The sequence below is a fragment of the Pontibacillus salicampi genome (assembly GCF_042434395.1).
Classification (GTDB): Bacteria; Bacillota; Bacilli; order Bacillales; family BH030062; genus Pontibacillus; species Pontibacillus salicampi.
The window spans coordinates 398,090-420,342 of record NZ_JBHLTP010000011.1 but is presented as its reverse complement, the minus strand read 5'-3'; the positions used below and the strand labels follow the sequence as shown (position 1 = coordinate 420,342).

Sequence of the window (22,253 nt, the reverse complement as noted above, 5' to 3'; positions counted from 1 at the left end):
GGTGATGGAATTGAATGAAGGAGGTTCTTATGGACAGCAAACTAGTAGTAGTTATCCTATAAATTACAGAAAACAACACTTTGCGAAAAAGTTAATTCAATTGGTAAATGATAAGTTTGAAGAAGTGTTTATTGTTGGAGGTTTTCTTTCCTTTATTATTTTGATTAATTTACAAGTTTTAAATCGCTACATACTCCCTTTTGTAGAGATTGGAAATATAACTACTTGGACAGAAGAAGTGTCCCGTTATATGTTCATATATATATCCTATCTTGGAGCTAGTCTAGCAATAAAAAAAAGAGAGTCTATTGAAGTGAACATATTGGTTCAACGACTACCTTATCATTTACAGCAGTCTCTATCATTCGCCACTTCAATATTCATGGGTATTTTTAGCGTGGTTCTTATTTACAAGGGATTTCAGATGATCTTGATGCAAATAGAGATGAATCAAACCTCTCCAGCTCTAGGGATGTCTATGGCTATACCTTACAGCGCTGTTCCCATTGGATTTAGTGTACTATTAATGCGAATCATCCAGATTGCATGGGAAGATGTTCAGAAAATGGTATGGAAGGATGTAGGGATTTCTATCCTTATTACAAGTGCTTTATGTCTACCATTTCTAACATTAGGACCGTCTGAAATCGTTGTATTGTTGTTTGGCTATTTCATTATTTTTATTCTAATTGGAATGCCTATTGCATTCGCGTTGGGGATTTCTACACTGGCAACGGCAATGGCTACAGGAGCTATTCCACTAAATTTCTTTTCTCAAGCAGCTTTTACTAGTATTGATAATTTTCCAGTCATGGCTATCCCATTTTTCGTAGCTGCTGGAATTCTCATGGGGGGCGGGAAGATAATTCAAAAGCTGTTAAAGCTCTCTGACGAACTACTAGGTTTTCTACCAGGAGGTCTCGCTTTAGTAGCGGTGGTAACGAGTATGTTCTTCTCGGCGATAAGTGGTTCAGGCCCTGCAACCGTAGCTGCAATAGGAACCATATTGATCCCAACTATGGTTAAGCAAGGATACAGTATCGCATTCTCAACGGCTATTATTGCAACTGCAGGTTCAATTGGGGTCATTATTCCACCTAGTAACCCTTTTGTTATTTATGGTGTGTCTGCCCAACAATCTATTTCAAAATTATTTATAGCTGGCATATTTCCAGGTCTTCTAACAGGAGTTGCATTAATGGTCGTCAGCTTTTTGATTTCCAAAAAGAATGGATGGAGGGGAGAAAGAACAACCTTCTGCCTACGGTCTGCATTCACTGCATTTTGGGATGCGAAACTAGCATTAATTGTCCCTTTTATTATTTTAGGAGGTATTTATGGAGGGGTTATGACACCTACAGAGGCTGCTGCAGTGGCGGCTGCTTACGGGTTAATTATAGGAATGTTCGTTTATAAAGATTTAAATTGGCGTTCTCTTTACACGAGTTTATCTAAAGCAGGGGTAACATCCTCCGTTATTATTATGCTGATTGTTATGGCTACTTTGTTTGGCAGGCTCATTACACTTGAGCGGATGGCTGAAATTGTAGCGACATTTGTGCTCGGAATCAGTGAAAATACTATCGTGATACTTCTGCTTATTAATCTATTTCTTTTAGTTGTTGGCTTTGTATTAGAGGCATTGGCAGCTATTGTAATACTGACACCAATTTTAATGCCTATGGTAATAGAGCTTGGAATAGACCCAATCCATTTTGGGATTATCATGGTATTTAATCTTGCCATTGGATTTATTACCCCACCAGTTGGAGTAAATCTATTTGTTGCGGCGGGAGTAGCTAAGATAAATATTGAGAAAGTAATTCATGCTGTAATTCCTCTACTACTAACTATGTTGTTTGTATTAATTATTCTAACGTATATCCCTTCTGTTAGCTTATGGTTAGTTAGCTTTATGAAATAAAAGATAGAAAGGAGCATAGTAATGAGTCTATGTCATAGTAGGAGAAGCCCTCCAAATAAGCTTCTCTCTATATTTTATAAGGAGGTAGTATATGAGTTCATTTACGTTGCCAAAACATCTTGAATTAGGAGCAGATAGTATTCAAGAGTTGGGGAGACTTGTACAGGAACTACAAGGAGAGCATATTTTCGTCATTATGGATTCTTTTCTCGCCAGCTCGACCATGCAGTACAAGAAAAAAATTCAAAATATTGCGAAAGAAAATAGTCTACAATGTACAGTTTTCTCTGATTATCAAGGGGAACCTACTACGGATCATGTAAAAGCAGCGTTAAACAGATTGAATAAGGTAGGTGCTGATTGTGTTATAGCAATCGGGGGAGGCAGTACCATAGATTTAGGGAAGGCTGTTGCCGTTTTTGGCTATAGTCAAGATACTTCTTATGGTGATATTCCATTTCAATTGAAAGTACAACGACTTCCTTTGTTAACTATTCCGTCTACTGCTGGAACAGGGTCTGAAGCTACTAAAGTCATGGTTATAACTGATTCTATTACTTCAATAAAGATGAATCCAGGTCATAAGGATTTAGTACCAGATGGTGCTATATTGGACCCTAATTTATCAAAGTCACTTCCAAAATCTATTACTGCATATACAGGATTAGATGCTCTAACACATGCGATGGAAGCATACGTATCCAATCGCGCAAATGAGGTAAGTGATCACTTTGCAATAACAGCTATGAAGTTAATTGGGGAAGCACTGCCAAGAGCATACGAGGAAGCGGAAGATATGGAAGCCAGAACAAATATGCTGCTTGGTAGCTGGTATGCTGGAATTGCTTTTTCGAACTCTTCTACAAATTTAGCCCACGCCGCAGGTAGGGCACTGGGTGCTAATTTTCATGTGCCACATGGCTTGAGTGTTGCATTGTTATTGCCATACGTAATGGAGTTTGGATTAGAGGTAGCGACAGATAGGTACGCTAAAATTGCTACTGTTCTAGGAGAAGAAAATCATCATGATAAGACCTACTTGGCTAATAGCGCAGTGGTGAGAATAAAACAATTCAATGATAGGTTTCATATTTTTGAAGACGGTTTGAAGTTCATTAATATAGAAGAATTGGAGGCTAATATTTCAAATCTTGCTGACAAAGCGTTAAGTGGAAATGGAATACAAACCAATAGGAAAATACCTACAAAACAAGATGTTGAAGATGTCTTTGTTGCATTGTTAGAGAAACTGAAAGAAACCAAACTGGTCCGTACGTCACGATAAGTTAAGGTAACCGAATGAAGGAGGAGATACAATGGTACAAGTGACAAATCGTAAACAAGAAGTAAAAGGTCAAAAAGTGAAGATGACGCCTAGTGAGGCAATTGTTGAGACACTCGTAGCAGAGGGGGTTTCTCAAGTTTATGGTATTCTTGGTTCAGCTTTTATGGATATGCTTGATTTACTTCCAACAGCAGGAATTAAATTCTTGCCAGTCCGTCATGAGCAGTCAGCAGCCCATATGGCAGATGCTTATACACGAGTTTCAGGTGTAGCAGGGGTTGTAGTAGGGCAGAATGGTCCAGGCATTACAAATATGGTTACTTCCGTAGCTGCAGCAAATCAGGCTCACACTCCGATGGTTGTTATTTCACCGTCTGCTGGTACACCAACAGTTGGATGGGACGGTTTTCAAGAGTGTAACCAAGTCTCTGTATTTGAAAGCATTACCAAGGAAACTGTCCAAGTTCCACACGTAAGCAGGGTTGCAGATTGTTTGAGAACAGCATTTCGTATTGCTTATGCAGAGAGGGGTCCTGTGTTATTTGATATCCCGAGAGACTACTTCTACGGTGAATTAGAAGACAGAATTCTCGAGCCATATCAATATAGAACCGATTCGAGAGGAAGCGGTGACCCTGTATTAGTTGAACGTGCTGTAGAAATGTTAAAGAATGCTAGATATCCAGTCATTATTTCTGGTAGAGGAGTAGTGGATTCTGACGGTATAGAAACTGTTAAGCAAATTGCTGAGCATGTAACCGCTCCTGTGGCCGTTTCCTATATGCACAATGATGCTTTTCCAGATAATCATCCATTATCGGTCGGACCGATTGGTTATATGGGTGCCAAATCGGCGATGCACACATTAAAGAAAGCAGATGTGGTCTTAGCAATTGGAACAAGACTTTCAGTGTTTGGTACCTTACCTTGCTATGATATTGACTATTTCCCAAAAGAAGCAGATATCATTCAGGTAGACATTAACCCGAGAAATATCGCCAGGACTCATCCAGTAGAAGTAGGTATAATTGGGGATGCTCGGGCAGCGAGCGAAGCAATACTTCATGGTTTGCAAGGTCAAATGCCTCAACCTGCAAATAACAATGAGCGTATAAAGGAAATTACTACCTTAAAAGAAGAATGGGAGAACGAGCTAGTAGAACTAGCAATGGAACCTGGCAGCCCAATTAACCCAAGGAGAGCTCTATTAGAATTAATGCGAGCTGTACCAGAAGGCACGGCGATATCAACAGACATCGGAAATGTATCATCCACCGCAAATGCTTATTTGAAGTTTAACAAGGGGAGAAAGCATATAGCTGCACTTACTTTTGGTAATACAGGTTTTGCATATCCAGCAGCACTTGGGGCAAAGCTAGCAGATCCAAACAGCCCTGCTGTGGCTATTGTAGGAGACGGGGCATGGGGAATGAGTCTCCATGAAGTAAGTACTGCAGTAGAACAAAATATAGGAGTAATTGCTTGTGTGTTTAACAATCATGCATGGAGTGCAGAAAAGAAGAATCAAGTGGATTATTATAACAACCGATTTGTCGGAGCTGACATTGATGCACCGGATTTTGCGGAAGTGGCCCAATCTATGGGAGCGCAAGGCTTTCGAGTAGATAAACCAGAAGACGTTGGACCGACAATTGCAAAGGCAATTGAATCAGATAAACCAACTGTTATAGATATCCACGTTGATGGCACCCAACTAGCACCTCCGTTTAGAAAGGATGCTCTTAAGATGCCGACTCGCTATCTATCTAAATACAAGCACTTGGATTATAGTGAGTGGGGAAAAGAATAACATATGACAAGTGGCCTTATGTATCATAAGGCCACATAATATTTCGTTTTAGCAGTAATAATTTAATGTTACTTAATAATACACAAAACAATCTCCTAAACCCTAGAGGTAAATAGTCTCTCCAGTTTCTGCGGACTTGTATATTGCATCTACTAGTTGAGCAACTACAAGAGATTGGTGAGGGGTTACAAGAGGTGATGTATCCTCTATGATGGCATTAATCCACTGAGAGAGCTCTCTATCTGCTACTGTGTTGGTTTCTGCTTGATTAAAATCTATATCTGCAGCATGTTGGAATCTTGTTTCATAAAGGTGCTTGTGTTTTTCGCCATTCAAGATAAGTTCATTGTGGGTACCGCATGAGGTTCTTTGCATCTCTGCCCCACCTTTTGTACCAAATAGGGTGGTCATGGCCTCTCGTTCATCTAAAGTATTTAAAGCCCAGGCCGTTTCCAAATAGATGATAGCTCCATTTTTCATTCTAATAAATGCAAATGCAGAATCTTCTACATGGAAGGTTTCTGGCTCCCATGGACCAAAGGGGTTAGTGAGGTTTTGTTGTTTTAGCTCATGGAAAGTAGAAGCTGTAACAGAATGTACCTCATAATTATTCATGCACCATAAAGTCAAATCGAGTGCATGAGTTCCAATATCAATTAATGGTCCACCTCCTTGTAACTCTTTGTCCATAAAGACTCCCCAGGTTGGTACTCCTCTTCTTCTTACTGCATGAGCTTTAGCTGCATAAATATCTCCTAACTCTCCTGTTTCACATGATTGTTTCAAGAGTAATGCATCTTCTCGGAAACGATTCTGGAATGCTATCGTTAACTTTTTACCTGATTCCTTTGCAGCCTGTACCATCTCTGCTGCTTCTAGAGCATTGATAGCCATTGGTTTTTCACACATGACATGCTTTCCAGCTTGCAATGCCGCAACAGTGATAGGGCTATGATACAAGTTGGGTGTGCAAATATGCACCACATCTATATCTTTGTTCGCAAGTAAGGAATGATAGTCAGAATACACTTGTGCCTCTTTAATGTGAAATGCTTTGGCTATTTGTTCTGCTTTTTTCCTATCCCTGTTACAAAATGCGATTACCTCAACCTGATCCTTCTTTTTCATAAGGGCGGGCATGTGTTTGTTTTTGGCGATAGCCCCGCAGCCTATAATTCCAACTTTCAGTTTACTCAACCTTTATTCACCAACCTTATTTTATTTGGAGCATGCGTGTCCTAATATCTCGTTTTCTAGTCTTTATTCGTTCTATATCGTAATGAAGTACCAATGAAGCTATTTGAGAACAGAATCTACACTTCGCGTGTATATGGGTTTTGTGAACATGCGGCACCTGTAATAGATTAATACCTTGTACGACATGCTTAGGGCAAACAAATATCATCCTGCTTCCTCCCCAATTCTTCTGATAGGTGATGGCACTAACCTTCCCTAATTAACAAGCTCTTTTGAGGTTGTATTTTCTTCTACGTTATTTTCTTGATTACTAACCTTGTCATGGAAGAAGAATAAGAAGATTAGAGCTACCACTAGTGCAATGGAAGCCGGGTATAACCAAAAGGAATTCCATTGAGAGAGTAAGCTTCCTCCTTCTCCAGTTACAGTATTATTGTAAAGGAAGCCAGACACAGCGCCACCGATGAACATACCAAAGCCTTGCGTGAACATAATGAGCAGTCCTTGGGCTTGACTTTTCATATGAGGACCTGCTTTCTTTTCTGTGTATATGTATCCGTTTACAAAAAAGAAATCCCAACATAGCCCATGAAGTGCTATCCCAGCAAAAATTAGAGTAACGACTTCACCCGATGCACCAAAGGCAAATAAAACACATCGTAATAGATGAGCTGTAATACCAATGATAAACATATATTTAAATCCGAGGCGTTTGAAGAAGAGAGGCATTAGTAATAAGAAAAGTATTTCAGACATTTGACCAATGGTTAGTACAGAAGCAATGTTACTCACTTGCATATCGCCTAATAAGACAGAGGCATAGGATTGATAGGCAGCTTTAGGGATAAATAACAGCACTGTTCCTAATATGAAAATGAAGAAATATTTCTTTTTTAATAATGAAAAAGCATCAACACAGAAAATATCTCGAATCGATAAAGGTTTTCCCTTGGCTGGAGGGGGAGTATCAGGCAAGGTAAAACAATAAAGCCCTAGTAATGCAGATATGACTGCTCCAATCTGGATAGATATGGGGCTGTTGGAGTAACCAAGTGTTCCGATAAACAGGCCTGCCACAATAAAGCCGATTGTGCCGCAAACTCTAATAATAGGAAAGTATTTAGTAGTGTCTTTGATGTTCTGGAAGCTGACATTGTTGGTTAACGAATACGTTGGATTGTAGCACAGCATGTAACAAAACATTAGAATTAAAAAAATCGAAGCGTTACTATTATAGATTTGCTCGGGCATAATCCAAAGTACAACAGCTCCTAATAGATTAACTACCCCTAGTACCTTTTGTGAGGAAAAGAAACGATCGGTAATCATACCGATTATAATTGGAGACAAGATGGCAGCGATGCCTCCTACAGAGTATGCTGTTCCGACAATGGTCGATAATCCATGGCTGCTAAGGATAAGTCCTATAGTGGCAAACCAGGTCCCAAGTACGAAATATTGAAGAAACATCATAGTAGATAGTCGAGGAATAACTAGTGCTTTAGAACTCAAATCATACACTCCTTTTTTTAGTTGTACCTTCTGTTAAGGGGGAGGGTCTCCGCAATACAATAGCGAAGACCCAGCATCCCTTGCTACTTATTCCATCTTTTTAGCCCCAACAATTTCTCTCCAAGTTCGGTTAATTCTGCTCGTTCATATTTTTCCTGCTCCCAGTTTCGTGGGTCACCTGGAAAGGCATCTCCTTGTGGAGGGATACGATCGTTCCAGGAAGAGATACGCTCTTGTCTAAGCTCTTCATTATCCTCCTGTGCAGGGAACATAGAAATGTACTGAGCGATTCTAGGCTGGTCGGCAAGATTTGGTCTTATCCCATGAGGCTGCATGGAGTTAAAGATTAGTAAATCTCCTGCCCGTTGAACGACTTTCGTAGGCTCATACCCAGTGGTATCAGGATGGTAAGGGTCCCGATCTTCTGGCTGGTTTTTCACCCATTCTGGGAAGTCACGATAAAGTTCAGGAATACACTGGAATCCTCCCATTTCTGTAGTGGTATCTACTAACGAAAGCACTCCTTGTACATTTTGTGGTAACGGTTCCTGACTCGTATCAACATCCCAGTGAATGAATCCACCAGTAGCGGTTTTATCTTTTTTCGGCATATTCAAATTACAACGGTCAATGCTCGTCCACAGCTTTTCCGTTCCCCAAATATCCACAAAAGCGTCATATACTCTAGGGTGCATACGGTTATCCCAAAGATATTGATGGTTATAAACCTCGACCATACCAGTTCCTTGCAGCTCCTTCATTTTCATTTCTGCGCGGGGTGGGGCATACCATGTGGAGGAATCTTGTGGATCCTTCTCATCGAATTCCCAAATTAAATTCTTCAGTCTTTCCACATTCTCTTGTGGTACAGCATTTGGAATAATGATGTACCCATTCTCTTTCCAAAATTGCCAATCCTCTTCGCTAAGAACTCGAAGGGGTTCATTGTTGAGTCGTTGATTAAGCGGCTGTGTGATCTGTAAGGAATCATGGTTTCCTTTGTTTTTCGTTTGTTTGCTCATATAATCTTCCTTTCCTTTTGAGTGGTTTGTGTTGCTATAAATAAACGATAATGTATGAAACGCGTTTCAGGTCAAATAGTATTTAGAAAAAAAAGAATTTTCTATACACCCTTTTCGAAATGCTCTAAAATGGAATAAGTTGGGTGAGGATGTATTTGATAAGTAAAAGTGCCAGAATATGTGGTAAGCTAAAATATAGTCTAGGAGCTTAAAGTTTTATGAAAGATAGAGTACATAGTATTTCATTATTATAGTGATAGAGGTGACTCATGTGAGTGCAGTTAATGGAAACGAGGAATTGATAGCAATAGGAAACATTATAGAAGAAAGAAAGCATGATAGTGCAAGAGCAATGAAAGAGAACGAGCAGGAGAGTGAACAAGCAGAAGTAGTTCGGGCCGAGCTGTTTCAGCTGTTTGCTGATGGGTTGAAATACGGAAAGGATGCGACCTTTCCGAATATAACAGAATGGGGGAAGCGGATAGGGCGGCTGGCCATAGAACATGGTGTGCAATTAGAGCAATCTCTATTAGGAACGACAACCTTCAGAACATATGTATGGGATATGCTCGAGGATGTATTCCGTGAGAACCAATTTTCTTCTCAAACTGTTTTTCAAGTAGCTCGCATTATTGATCCTCTGTTAGATCAAGCCGTGTATGCGTATAGTACCTCCTTTATTTATGCTTACAAGGATGAACTAGATGAAGCTCATGATGAATTCTTGAAATTGTCTGCTCCTGTAGTTCCAGTTTTAGATGGGATCGCTATACTGCCTATTATAGGAAGTGTGGATGAAAAACGAGCTTTCTATTTAATGGATACGACTCTTCAAGAAGCAACGCAAAAACAATTAAACTATCTATTTATTGATTTATCTGGCGTGACGATTGTGGATACGATGGTAGCAAATAGTATCCATAATATTATTCAGTCGCTAGAGTTAATCGGGGTGAAAGCCATTCTCTCAGGCATACGTCCGGAAGTGGCTCATACAATGGTGAGTTTAGGTATTAATTTCTCTGATATTCAAACCTACAATTCTCTTCAGCAAGCACTCTCTATGCATGCTTTTGATCAGTAGAATAATAGATTGAAACGCCTTTCCTTTGGGAGGGTGTTTTTGTTTGGGGAGATTGAAGGGATTAATCGGCAATCAAGCTATATATTCGATTCTTAAATCAAAGGACCAGTCGTTAGAACAGAAAGAGCATCCCTTTTAGCCTAAATATTCCTTGTTTATGAAAGGGTCAGTATCAAAGAAGCCCAGATATAAGGCGATAACATACAAAATGAGAACAATAAGCACGATAATCATAAGGGGAATGTGAGCATCTTTATCTTGCTGTCTTTTAAGTCGTTCTTTTCGGTACTTCTGTTGTATGGAAGACTTGTATTTTTTGTATTTCAAGAGTAAGCCCCCTCTTTTTTTCACCTTAAATTTTCCCCACTGCAATGGTTAGCTACAGTTTATCATAAATTTCAAAATTTGGAATTCTACTTCCTTTCCCGGCTCTTTATCTACATAAACAGGATTAATCCAACCTGTTATCCATGTTAAGATAATACAAAACGACCAATGGGGAATCTCGATGATTATATCTAATGAAGTGGCGCAATCAATTGTAGAAGAAACGCAGACTATTATGAAGCGGAACATTAATTTCATGAATCAGGACGGAAGAATCATAGCAAGTATGGACCGGAATCGAATAGGGGATTACCATGAAGGAGCAGAGCAGGTGCTCCAACAACAGCAAACGGTTATTATTTCCTCCAAGGAGCAATATAAAGGAGCAAAGCCGGGAGTGAACTTGCCTGTCCATCTCCACGAGCAGGTGGTGGGGGTGATTGGAATTACTGGCGAGCCTCAGGAAGTAACGCAGCTCGGGGAGCTTGTGCAGCGCATGACAGAAATTCTAATCAAAGAGGCTTATTTAGAAGACCAGATAGAACTGGAGAATAGAGCTAAGGAAACCTTTATTAATGAATGGATTGCAAATGACTTTGAGGATGAGAAGCTATTCGCAACAAGAGGGATGATGTTTGACATTAACATTCATCAGCCGCGAGTTGCGGTTATATTAGAGCTGCCTGCCTTACAGGAGGTATTTTATGAGAACTTTACGAATGCGACTTTGGATGTGAGGGAAGAAGTGAAGCTGCAACGGTTTCGGCGTGATATAGAACGTCTAATCCAGCAGCATTTTCCAGAGCCTAATGACCACGTGCTTCTTCCATACGGAAGCTCCAGGTATTACATTCTGCTCTCTGTTAATGGACGGATTGACTCAAAGGCTCGTAAGGAAAAGATTACGTATCGAATGAATAAAATTCAAGAAGGGTTGTTTCACACCTACCATCAACCTAGCGTGGTTGGTATTGGCAGGCTGTGTCTCTCCCCGCCATCCATGAAGTATTCTGTAGAAGAAGCAAAGCGAGCTCTTCGCTATGCGGTGGACCACAGCAAGCCTTTATTTTATTTCGAAGATCTTGGAATAGAATCATTTTTGTATGATATTTCCCCTTCTGTTCGAGCAGACTTCCTGGAACGAATTCTAAAGCCGGCTGAGCTAACGAAAATTCCATCTATTCTCGAGACACTGGAGGTGTTTTATCATAACAATGGGTCAATTACCGAAACGGCGGACAAACTTCACGTTCATAAAAACACCCTTCAGTATCGCTTAAAGAAGGTAGCGGCTATAACGGGATATGATCCCCGTCAATTAAAGGATTCGACGTTGCTGCAAATTGCCTTATCATTTTATAAAGCTAAGGAAAAGGACATCTAATCAGGTGTCCTTTTTGTTATTAGTAACAAATATAGAAAATAGAAAACGGTTTATTTTATGCTTTGTAACATAGTAAAACGCTTACTTTTTTCTTATGATAACGTTAACAACATATAGGAGGTCGACAGGATGTCAAACCAAGCACTTATTCAAGCTAATCTTCATTTCGTATATGGAGAGGAAAAAGGCAATCGCATTATAAAATCTATAGAAGAAATGATAGATACCTATACACAACAAATACAGCCACAATCGAAGCGGTGGGTCGATGAAGAGGACGTTATGCTTATCACTTACGGTGATTCCATTAAAAGCGGGCAAGCACATCCACTTCAAGATTTAAAAGAATTTTTAGAAGCCCATGTAGGTAATACGATTAATTCCGTTCACCTTCTACCTTTTTATCCTTTTACATCAGATGATGGCTTCTCTGTACAGGACTATCTAGCTGTAAACCCAGAGGTTGGAACATGGGAGGATGTAGAAAGCTTATCTAACTCTTATGACTTAATGTTTGACGCAGTGATAAACCATATTTCCAGTAAGAGTGAGTGGTTCACAGAATACTTAAAAGGTAATGAAGCATATCAGGATTATTTTGTAGAGGCTGATCCTGAAGCGGATTACAGCTCGATTGTTAGACCCCGCGCTCTTCCGCTGCTTACAAAGGTGGATCATGTAGATGGAGAAAAGCACGTGTGGACAACCTTCAGTGAGGATCAAATTGATTTAAACTATGAAAGTGAAGCGCTGTTCCTTCATGTACTCGACATACTCGCCCAATATGTAGCCAAAGGAGCACGCTATTTACGCTTAGATGCGATTGGCTTTTTGTGGAAGCGTTTAAACACGACAAGCATTCATTTAGAGGAAACACATCGTCTTGTACAGGTTATGAGAAGTGTATTAGAGGAAATTGCCCCAGGCACCATTATCATTACCGAAACAAATGTGCCGCACAAAGAGAATATTAGCTATTTTGGTGACGGGTCTAATGAAGCCCATATGGTGTACCAATTCCCGCTGCCACCCCTAACCCTTCATGCTTTAATGAAAGGAAACGCTCGTCACTTAACAGAATGGGCAGATTCATTAGAACCGACTACAAGTCATACAAGCTTTTTCAATTTCCTTGCCTCTCATGATGGAGTAGGTCTTCGTCCAGTAGAGGGGATATTATCCAGTGAAGAAGTTAATCAGATGGTGGATCAGGTGAAGGAAAATGGCGGACTCGTATCCTACAAGGCTAATGGCGATGGAACCGAGAGCCCTTACGAATTGAACATTAATTATTTTAGCGCTCTAGCGAAAGATCAGGATACTATGGAGCAAAATATCAACCGCTTCCTCGCAGCCCAAACAATATTACTCTCCGTTCAGGGGGTGCCTGGTATTTATATTCACAGCCTACTTGGCTCTTTTAATGATTTAGAAGGTGTAGAGGCAACAGGCCGTAACCGATCCATTAATCGTGAAAAGTTAAATAGGAGTGAGCTAGAGAAAGAATTGACAACAGAAGGGACAGTACGCCATCGAATGTTCCATACCTTCTTAAATCGCATCGATAGACGGAAGCAGGAAACTGCTTTTCACCCGAATGCAGATCAGGAGGTTCTTGTCTTAGATGAAAGGCTATTTTCCATCGTCAGAACGAATCGGACAACAGGAGAGAAAATCCTCGTCCTCATTAATGTATCTGAAGAAACAGTGCGTGTTAAGGAGGAGGCAGTAACAGACTACCTAAACACCAACCATGCTACAGATATCCTGTCTGGAAGCGCCGTAACTCTAACAGAGGATGATATTACGATTCAACCGTATCAAGCCCTGTGGTTAAAGGAGGTGTAGACCTTGAAGATTATTGTCGCACCTGATTCGTTTAAGGGGTCTATCTCCAGTACAGAAGCCGCAGCAGCCATTCACCGAGGGCTGCTTGCCGGCTCTTCTAATCTAGATATAACGTCCATCCCAATGGCAGATGGGGGAGAAGGAACGGTAGAAGCCTTAACGATGATTTTAGAAGGAAGGCTGATTAAAAAAGAGGTAACAGATCCACTAGGAAGAAGGGTTAATGCTAGCTATGGCTGGGTGGAATCATCGAAAACCGCCATAGTAGAAACAGCAGCAGCTTCAGGTCTGCCGTTATTAACCAAAGAAGAGCTTCACCCGTTATCCGCTACCACCTACGGAACGGGAGAGCTGTTAGAGGATGCATTAGACAGAGGTGCAGAGACTATTATCCTTGGACTCGGTGGCAGTGCGACTGTGGATGCTGGTACAGGATGCTTTCAAGCACTAGGGGCTACGTTTCATAATGCCAAAGGGGAACGACTCGACATGAATGGACGGGAGCTAGGTAATGTTGCATCGATTAATACAAACCAACTTCACAATAGAGTTCAGAATGTCCATTGGATTATCGCCTCTGATGTTACCAATCCGCTCCTCGGTGAAGAAGGAGCAGTCTCCGTTTTTGGACCTCAAAAAGGAGTACAGCAGGAACAGCAGGAAGCCTTCGAAAGCAATATGACACACTATGCTGATGTTCTCGAAGCACACCTTGGGCAGAAGCTTCGTGATAAGGAAGGAAGCGGAGCAGCAGGAGGATTTGGGTTTACCCTATATGGTTTATTACCGCATTCAACGGTCCAGAGCGGCTTTCAGCTTATCGCTCAATGGAGTCATTTGCATGAAAGAATTAAAGGGGCAGATCTCGTCCTAACAGGTGAAGGGAAGCTGGATGAGCAATCACTATACGGCAAAGTCCCAGTGGGCATTGCTCGTATCGCAAAAACCTATAACGTACCTTGCGTTGCTTTCGCCGGTACAATCGAGGGGGATGTATCAGGATCGAAGCAAGAAGGCTTATTAACCGTTTTACCAATCGTAGATGCGCCCATGTCACTAGAGGAAGCAATGGAACGTGGCGACATGTTGTTACAACGAGCTGCGACACGCTTTATGGAAATTAGGAAGCTAGACACAAACAACACATTAGGGGAGGTTACACCATGAGCAGTTTTACTATAATAGACTACGTGATTTTCATTGTGTACATTCTTGGAACCGCTTTAGTTGGAGCGGCATTCGGCAAGAAGCAGAAAACGACGAAAGACTATTTCCTTGGAGGCAGAAGCATACCATGGTGGGCAATCGGCTTATCCGTTATGGCCACGCAAGCTAGTGCGATTACCTTTATCGGCGCACCAGGCTGGGGATATGACGGCGGTTTAACGCGAATGACAACGTTTATTAACGTCCCGCTGGCCATGGCGTTCCTCATCGCAACAATCGTACCCTTCTTCTATAGAACAGAAGTGTACACAGCGTATGAGTATTTAGAACGTCGCTTTGATGTCAAAACAAGAACACTAACCGCCGCACTATTTCTCATAGCACGCGGACTTGGCACAGGAGTTGTGTTATACGCACCAGCGCTTGTTCTATCTGTTGTGACCGGCATGGATGTGAGCTTGACCATTATCATTATGGCAGTACTAGCTGTTTCCTACACCGTCCTTGGGGGAATTAGTGCTGTTATATGGACTGATGTTATCCAAATGGTTGTCCTATGGATTGGCGCTGGACTAAGCATTTTCGTGATCTTTCAGGACGTACCAGGAGGCTGGGGAGAAGTAATGAATACAGCAGCCAACACGGGTATGCTTAATTCCTTGGATTTCTCCTTTGATTTATCAATTGAATATACTATTTGGGCAGGGGTTCTCGGTGGCTTCTTCCTGCACGCTTCCTATTTTGGTACAGACCAAAGCCAAATTCAGCGTGTCTTGACGAGTAAGTCTATCCGTGAAAGTAAACTATCGCTCGTATTGAGCGGAGTACTCATGATCCCACAAATGCTATTATTCTTATTAATAGGTGTTCTACTATACATCTACTACCAATACGCAGGAACACCAGACGTCGAAAACTTGAATGAGCTCTTCCCTAAATTCGTTGTGAATGAGCTTCCAATCGGTATATCGGGACTAATAATGGCAGGGGTATTCGCCGCAGCCATGTCCAGTCTCGACTCTGCCCTGAACTCCTTATCAGCCGTATCCATTCGAGACTTTTATCGAAAGTTTTATAAGAAGAATGCATCGGAAGAACATTATCTAAAAGCATCCCGTTACGCTACTGTTTTCTGGGGAATCTATGCTACTATCTTTGCCTTCTTCGCTGGCAATCTTGGACCTGTTATTGAAGCAGTTAACAAGGTCGGCTCTTATTTCTACGGTGCATTGTTAGGAGTATTCATTCTAGCTATTTTTACCCGCCGTGCCAACGGAACAGGGGCCTTTATCGGAGTAATCGCCGGCATGGTCTCCGTATGGATGGTAACCACCTTTGCAGAGGTGTCTTGGCTATACAACAACCTGGTTGGCGCTGTTGTTGCAATAACTCTCGGCTATTTAGCTAGTCAAGCGTTTGCAAAGCCAACAGCCGAAAAAGTGGAAGGGCTTACCCTGGAACGAAAAAGCGAGATACAGGACAAGCTAGCATCTCGTGCTGAAGCAGCAAGCTCCATCAGTCAAGAAGAGTACGAGGAAGCACAAAAAACAAAAAGATGGCCGTTATATCTGGTGCTCTACTTCTTTGCCGTAATCGCCTTTCTCTTATACTTGCAAAACCTATAAGGAGGCATTTTAATGAATCATTATCTAGCATCCACCATCACGAAGCAACAAGCAACGACCAACATAAAAGCCCATTTGCAATCAAACTGGTGGAAAAAAATACGCAACACCAACAGACTCGTGTCCATCGAGCAGATGCATATCCCCTTCTGTTGCTCTGACTATCACGCAGCCACACACAGCATTCAGGAGGGCATGGAAGGCAGAATCGCCATTGAACCAATCAACAACATCAAAGCAATCTTACCAGTAGACTACGAGATTCATACAACACAGCAACAACGAGGCTTCTTCCCGACTCATCACCCCATCACCAAGGAAGAAGCCCATAACGCCATCTACTGGGAGTTATTCACAAAGGAAAAGAAACGCCAGCACATTAACGTCAGCATACAGAATCAATGGACCCTGCACGTCCCTTATTGGATTGGCTATATTCATAACAAACACAACACCTATGACATCATCTGCGTGGACAGCATTACTGGGAAAATAGACTTAACCATTAAAGATACTGTACTAACCTATATCGCAGAAAATGGCACCACAAAAGCTGTTAGCCAATAGCCAGCAAGCATCCGGTGCCCACACCCACCGGATGCTGCATATTACAGTAACCATATCGAAATCTATTGACACCAACGAAAGAAAGCGGTATATTAATAAATGTCTTAATAAAAGCAAAGCACCATAATTTCCCACACGATTCCGTAGCTCAGCTGGGAGAGCGCTACCTTGACAGGGTAGAGGTCGCTGGTTCGAGCCCAGTCGGAATCATACAGTAAATCCCTAGAGCCTTTAAGGCTTTAGGGATTTTTTATGATGTGTCATAAGATTTATGGAAACAGAATGATTATTTCTAGTTATTGGAATAAGGATGAACAAGGAGGACATCCCATAGTAGGATGCCCCTTTGTATGTTAATTACGCTTCCTGTTGCTACGAACACTACCTTACATATCTAAATAATTCTGTTCCTCTTGCAAAATAAATATCACCATTATCATCCATTGCAAACAAGCTTGCATTTGGCTCCAGTACTCCATATTCCCAAGTATCAGGGTTGAAGCGGAATATACCTTCCTGGGTTCTTCCATAAAATTGACCTTCACTCTTATCATACTCTAAATGAGCACTTCTCCATGAGTGGCTTAGCTGATCCCAGTTAAAATTAAATAGTTTCTTCGATTGGACGATATCTTTCGTTTCTGGATTAAATTTGAAGATCGTATTAATTGTAATGCCCCAAAGGTACCCGTCATCATCGAATGCTACTTCGGTTACAGCTCCATGACCGGGAATAGGTACCGTTTCGTAGGTTTTCGATGCAGAAGCTGGATCCCAAATGAAAAGCTTCCCGTTTTCTTCTGTTGGTTCTACACCAAGCCCTCCCCAAATACTTGTTCCGCCGTAGACAATACCATCCTGATAGGTGAGGGAGATGATGCTTTGGTTATCTACGATGTTATAGTACGTGTTATGCGTACCAGATGATTCGTCGATAGTACTCAAAGAACCACCTAGTTTATCGTAGTCTGGTACGGTGCCGACAAATACATTTCCATCTCCTTCTGTAAGGGCAAAGGGTCTATCCTGCCCTTCTTCTTTAAGGGAGAATAATAAATTCGGGTTGGACGCTTCTTCTGGTTTGATGGGGTCAAGCTCGTATGGTTGGTTTGGGTTGTATTGAAATACATTTGCTCCTGGATAGGTGCCGAGGTAAAGATAGTTGTCGGTTGATATCATGCCCTCGGTTTGTCCGTTGCCGCTATAGCGCTCGAATTCCTCTGTAGAAGGGGTGTATTTGGTAAGTCCTCCTACCATATAGGCACTTGTATAGATGTTGTTATCTGGTCCGACTCCAATGGATTGGATGTCGATGGGCTCCCCTTTAATATCTGCTTGGAGCATTTTGTGGTTTTCGGTAATGGGGTTATAGATCCAATAGTTTCCATCATAGCGGATGGAAACGAGACTTTTCCCAGGGTAGCCTTTTTCCTTATATTTCATCCAGCCGAAATCTCTCGCGCTCCACAGTCCGTTCATTGGTGTGGCTTTTAACTTGTACTGGTTTAATTTGTATTCGTATAGGGTGGCATCATTTTTAATAAGGTACACTTTGTTTCCAGGACCTGCATCAGAAACATCGAGACCCTTTACATCCTTTATTTCGTCTACCCATTTTCCTTTTCGTAGGTCATAGACTAGCAGAGTAGCGGAGTTTGTTACTCTGGCAAAGAGGTGCTGTTTTTTGACGTCTAAATCGTAAACGGTCTTTTGGTCCTGGTATGGTTCTGGTAGGGTGATTTCTTCTTTTTCTCCTGTATCAATATCGATTCGTACAATGTGGGCTCCGGATGTACCAGTTCCAGCGTACACATTCCCTTTGTTATCCACGTCAATACTGCGGACATATTTTTGCCCTTCGACAACAGTACCATAATCCCGGAAAGCATCGGTTTCAGGGTTGTACATATACACTTTCCCGTTTGGATACGTACCTCCGAATACACGTCCTTGGTTATCTACGGCGATGCGCCATAAATAGTTTTCAGATGGAACAGGCCTACCAAATGCACGAAGCTCTCCTGTTTCAATGGTATATTGATAGAATTTGTCACTACCAGCGATGTACACATAGCCATTGTCATCGTGGGCAACACCCCAGGAGAAGGAGGCGCCTTCTAATGGGAGGCTATCGACTCGTTCTCCTGTTTGGGCGTCAATGACGTTTAAGACGGCAGGGTCACCATTGGCGACGGTGTATATATAGCCATCAGTTTCTGTGCTGCTGCTTCCATAGGATGCACCCATAATTGCTACACTATAATGGGGCGTTCCTACCTTCTTGACATTGTCAGCATGGACTTCCAGGGCACCGATGCCTGAAACGATGAACAGAAACATTACGAAAAGACTTATCATGTTTTTCACTTTATTCCTCCTCCAATACTTGGCTACCATAATAGTCAAGATCGATCAAAAGCGCCTGTTTGGTATTCGTTTCTTCGGGTTTCCACTTTTCCAGGTGCTTCTCCATAACGGAAAGGTGATGCCTTGCTTGTTCGGTTCTCCCATTATTCTTGTGATGGTGTACCTGTCTCCATTGATTCTCTAATTTCTTGTACATGGAGCGGGGAAGGTCTCCTTGTTTGGCTCTTTGATCCAGATAGTCTTGAAAGGAATGGGAAGTGACTTCAACGGTTATGTCAATCGAATCTGTTTTATACGTGGTTTCTTTATACATTACTTCGCCATGTATGATAGTGCTACCAGGGTTTTTTCCCACTAATGTATCCTCTACCACCTTCACGGTACTGTTATCTGAAGAATACATCGTAACATCTTCCATTTTTTCTTTTTTTCCGTTTGGTAAAACAGCTGTTACGGTATAACTTGTCTGCTGTCCTCTCGTAAGTGTAGTATCCTCAACCTGTAGGGTGATATCCTGCAGTTGTTCTGTTGTTTCTACCTTCTCGTATAGTGCAAAGGAATCATAATACCCATCTGTTTGTTGATACCGGGTGCTCAGGGCGAATAATCTTGCATAGGCTGCATTGGCGGGGGCGTGAATTTTCTGTTGTACTCGCTGCCACTCACCATAGTTTGGGGATACATGTCGGACTTCACTAGCTATTTGATTGTCTTCTTTATCATAAATACGGATGAGAAGACTCGGAGAGCCACCATTCATGTACATCATCACTTCACTCAAGTAGTCCTTATTAGGGGTGACAGGAATTGGATCACTATGGATAGCGACGGAGTAATCCCTTGTGGCGTCGTTGACCTTTAGACTCTGCTTTCCTTCATACACTTGTTCAGTAGAGACATTATAGGTATAGTTGGTTCCTGTATCAAACATGGATTCCCAAAAATCCATACCCTGCTCGAAGCCGCTGTTCTTAACAGTAACGGGTTCCCATGCATATTCATCAGGGCTTAGCACTTCAATTTTGGATAACTGGGTGCGATTCCCATAAGGTGAAAAATAAATGTCGCCATCCTCTCCTATGTCAAAGGAAACAGTGTTAGTCACGTACTTGTGTTCCATGGTTTCGGTGTTAAGGACATAAAGGTCTCCTCCCGTATTAGCATAAAGAAAACCATCCTCTGACCATTCGAGGTTGATTCTATTCCAGGCACCCATTGGGGGATCTTGAACAAGCCGCTTGCTTTTCTCCACTTCAAGTGTTTCTGGGTTTAGGGCAAAGATATACCCAGCAGATGCTCCCCAGATATATGCGTCGTTCTTTCCAATAATGAGCTCTCCTATATGCTCTGGCTTGTCCAATCCCTCAAGGTCTAACGATACTTCCTTTTCCAATTTCTTAGTAGCTGGATCCCAAACAAACAGCTTCGCTTCCTCAGCAGTTGGGGTACTGCCGAGACCACCTTGAATGGTAGTGGATCCATATAGTTTCCCATCGAAATAGGCCAGGCCATTTACACTCTGATTCTCCACTATGTTCCGATACACTTCGTGTGTCGTTCCATCATACACAGTCAATGCTCCGCCAAGCTTTCCATAAGTAGGAATACTCCCAATGAAAAGCTTGTCCTCTCCACTTGTCATCGCATGAATGCGCTGCTGATCATTTCCAATGGTAAAGAGTTCCTCTGGTGGCCCTGCTGGGTTTTCGGAAGGGGTAATTCGTTCCACATTTCCTGCTGGATATACTCCAAAATAGACGTCTCCGTTATAGTCGTGGATGACGTCTCCTTGCCCAATGGAGAAGGATTCAACCTCCTGAGTTTTTGGGTTATAAAGAGCACCTGTCGCTCCTGTCATACCGGAAATATACATGGTGGATGCATCATAGCTATGAATAGTGTTGGTCACGTTTGGTGTAGGAGGGACAATAGAATCATAGGTTAGGACTGTTTGTGTTTCTGGATTGAAAAAGACAATATCACCAAAAAAGGTTACGGTAGCGAGACTTTTTCCAGGTAGTTGTTCGTTATTTTCGATAGTGACCCAATCGGCACCACGAAAGCCGCTGCCATATTCCATTTCTGTTTCAAATACTTCCAGTGTGTGGAGGTTCATATACTTCACCTTGTTATCTGCAGTGAAATAGACGTTGTTTTGGTAGGAATTCGACGCGACATGCAGACCTGATGCATTAGATAGGGTTACATCTAGCCATGTGTCTTGTTGAATATCATAGACATACATATTCTTGGTCGTTTTGTACCTTGCAAATACATAACGATTATCAACAATATTAAGGTCATATACGGTTCCTGTTTCATCTAAGGACTCTGCTATGCGGGTCTTCTCCCCTGTTTCTACATTCAGTTTAATGATTTGATCATCAGCTGTACCAGCATAGACAAAACCATTGGAATAATCAATAGAGCGGACGTATTCCTGAGCGGATTCGCCAATCATATCACCGTAATCACGTAGTTCATCGGTGGAAGGGTTGTATTGAAACACTTTCCCATTTGGGTAGGTGCCAATATAGGCATTGTTTTTTTCATCGACTGTTAGTGCCCATAGTGAGCTTTCTGGGATGGAGGTTAATTGCTTGATGTTTTTCGTTTCCGGGGAATAGCCCCACAGGTAGCGCCCACCTGTTACATAAACGGTTCCATCTGGTGCGACTTCGTGCTGCCATGAATCATTCGCTCCTTCCATAGGAAGCGTGCGTAGTACTTCCTTCGTTTCCAAATCAACAACGCTAAATTGAGCAGGGACGCTTTTAGATGTGGTGTATAGGACTTCGTGGCCGTCTTCTATTCCAACGGCGCCATCATAAATCGTTGGTTTACTGTTTAATGGCTGAGTTAACTCTTTTGGTGATGAAAAGTCGGGTAGTGTGGATATGTTTGGCTCCGCGAAAGTAAATGGAGTGGGTGGGATAAATACAAGGATGAATGCGGTGATAAACAAGAAAGCTAGCTTCCAGCAAACTCTTTGATACATAAACTTCCTCCCTTATAGATATTTTTATATAATGAAGCGCTTACAAAAAAGAACCTCAGTCCTTTGTAGTTATGCTATAGGACTTATTATGTCTTTAAAATGTCTCGAAAGGGAGGGAGCGTTACGATAAAGTATT

The 22,253-nt window shown here is 41.8% G+C and carries 15 protein-coding genes and 1 tRNA gene; 10 read left to right on the top strand and 6 right to left on the bottom strand.

Features of this window, described 5'->3' with window-relative positions; genetic code table 11:
• Positions 1-10: 10 nt before the first annotated feature.
• The 3 genes from ACFFGV_RS14160 to xsc all read left to right on the top strand — a co-directional run bounded on the left by ACFFGV_RS14160 (position 11) and on the right by xsc (position 5,019).
• Positions 11-1,924 carry a TRAP transporter large permease gene (locus ACFFGV_RS14160; protein WP_377349018.1) on the top strand — a complete coding sequence of 638 codons (1,914 nt, stop codon included), beginning with the start codon at positions 11-13 and terminating at the stop codon, positions 1,922-1,924.
• 91 nt (positions 1,925-2,015) lie between these two features.
• Positions 2,016-3,209 carry an iron-containing alcohol dehydrogenase family protein gene (locus ACFFGV_RS14155; protein WP_377349015.1) on the top strand — a complete coding sequence of 398 codons (1,194 nt, stop codon included), beginning with the start codon at positions 2,016-2,018 and terminating at the stop codon, positions 3,207-3,209.
• Positions 3,210-3,240: 31 nt separating this feature from the next.
• Positions 3,241-5,019 (top strand): sulfoacetaldehyde acetyltransferase, encoded by a 1,779-nt coding sequence (gene xsc, locus ACFFGV_RS14150; protein WP_377349013.1) that lies wholly within the window; start codon positions 3,241-3,243, stop codon positions 5,017-5,019.
• A gap of 102 nt (positions 5,020-5,121) precedes the next feature.
• Here xsc and ACFFGV_RS14145 read toward each other — a convergent pair whose 3' ends face one another.
• From ACFFGV_RS14145 to ACFFGV_RS14135, 3 genes are all read right to left on the bottom strand, one after another.
• A complete protein-coding gene (locus ACFFGV_RS14145; protein WP_377349010.1) occupies positions 5,122-6,216 on the bottom strand; it encodes a Gfo/Idh/MocA family protein in 1,095 nt (364 codons plus the stop codon).
• A gap of 255 nt (positions 6,217-6,471) precedes the next feature.
• Complete coding sequence (locus ACFFGV_RS14140; protein WP_377349007.1) at positions 6,472-7,728, bottom strand: MFS transporter; 1,257 nt, start codon at positions 7,726-7,728, stop codon at positions 6,472-6,474.
• Between the two features lie 83 nt (positions 7,729-7,811).
• Entirely contained in the window at positions 7,812-8,750 is a 939-nt protein-coding gene (locus ACFFGV_RS14135) for a phytanoyl-CoA dioxygenase family protein (RefSeq protein WP_377349005.1), read from the bottom strand.
• Between the two features lie 271 nt (positions 8,751-9,021).
• Here ACFFGV_RS14135 and ACFFGV_RS14130 point away from each other — a divergent pair, with 271 nt between their 5' ends.
• On the top strand, positions 9,022-9,834 hold the full coding sequence (locus ACFFGV_RS14130) for an STAS domain-containing protein (RefSeq protein ID WP_377349003.1): 813 nt from the start codon (positions 9,022-9,024) through the stop codon (positions 9,832-9,834).
• A gap of 135 nt (positions 9,835-9,969) precedes the next feature.
• Here the strand turns inward: ACFFGV_RS14130 and ACFFGV_RS14125 are convergent, their stop codons facing one another.
• Positions 9,970-10,161 carry a hypothetical protein gene (locus tag ACFFGV_RS14125; protein ID WP_377349000.1) on the bottom strand — a complete coding sequence of 64 codons (192 nt, stop codon included), beginning with the start codon at positions 10,159-10,161 and terminating at the stop codon, positions 9,970-9,972.
• A gap of 181 nt (positions 10,162-10,342) precedes the next feature.
• Between ACFFGV_RS14125 and ACFFGV_RS14120 the strand changes: the two genes are divergently transcribed.
• From ACFFGV_RS14120 to ACFFGV_RS14095, 6 genes are all read left to right on the top strand, one after another.
• On the top strand, positions 10,343-11,545 hold the full coding sequence (locus tag ACFFGV_RS14120) for a CdaR family transcriptional regulator (protein WP_377348998.1): 1,203 nt from the start codon (positions 10,343-10,345) through the stop codon (positions 11,543-11,545).
• A 129-nt stretch (positions 11,546-11,674) separates the two neighbouring features.
• Positions 11,675-13,393 (top strand): sugar phosphorylase, encoded by a 1,719-nt coding sequence (locus ACFFGV_RS14115; RefSeq protein WP_377348996.1) that lies wholly within the window; start codon positions 11,675-11,677, stop codon positions 13,391-13,393.
• A gap of 3 nt (positions 13,394-13,396) precedes the next feature.
• Positions 13,397-14,560, top strand: coding sequence for a glycerate kinase (locus tag ACFFGV_RS14110; protein WP_377348993.1), 1,164 nt, complete (start codon positions 13,397-13,399; stop codon positions 14,558-14,560).
• Positions 14,557-16,185: a sodium:solute symporter family protein gene (locus ACFFGV_RS14105; protein WP_377348991.1), complete on the top strand. Its 1,629-nt coding sequence runs from the start codon at positions 14,557-14,559 to the stop codon at positions 16,183-16,185. Before ACFFGV_RS14110 ends, ACFFGV_RS14105 begins: the two co-directional genes overlap by 4 nt.
• A 12-nt stretch (positions 16,186-16,197) precedes the next feature.
• Complete coding sequence (locus tag ACFFGV_RS14100; RefSeq protein WP_377348989.1) at positions 16,198-16,752, top strand: hypothetical protein; 555 nt, start codon at positions 16,198-16,200, stop codon at positions 16,750-16,752.
• 137 nt (positions 16,753-16,889) lie between these two features.
• A tRNA-Val gene (locus ACFFGV_RS14095) sits at positions 16,890-16,962 on the top strand.
• 171 nt (positions 16,963-17,133) lie between these two features.
• Here the strand turns inward: ACFFGV_RS14095 and ACFFGV_RS14090 are convergent.
• Together ACFFGV_RS14090 and ACFFGV_RS14085 are read right to left on the bottom strand one after the other, a co-directional pair.
• Positions 17,134-19,110, bottom strand: a complete 1,977-nt coding sequence (locus ACFFGV_RS14090; protein WP_512700587.1) for an outer membrane protein assembly factor BamB family protein — start codon at positions 19,108-19,110, stop codon at positions 17,134-17,136.
• Positions 19,111-19,120: 10 nt separating this feature from the next.
• On the bottom strand, positions 19,121-22,117 hold the full coding sequence (locus tag ACFFGV_RS14085) for an FIMAH domain-containing protein (protein WP_377348984.1): 2,997 nt from the start codon (positions 22,115-22,117) through the stop codon (positions 19,121-19,123).
• Positions 22,118-22,253: the final 136 nt, after the last annotated feature.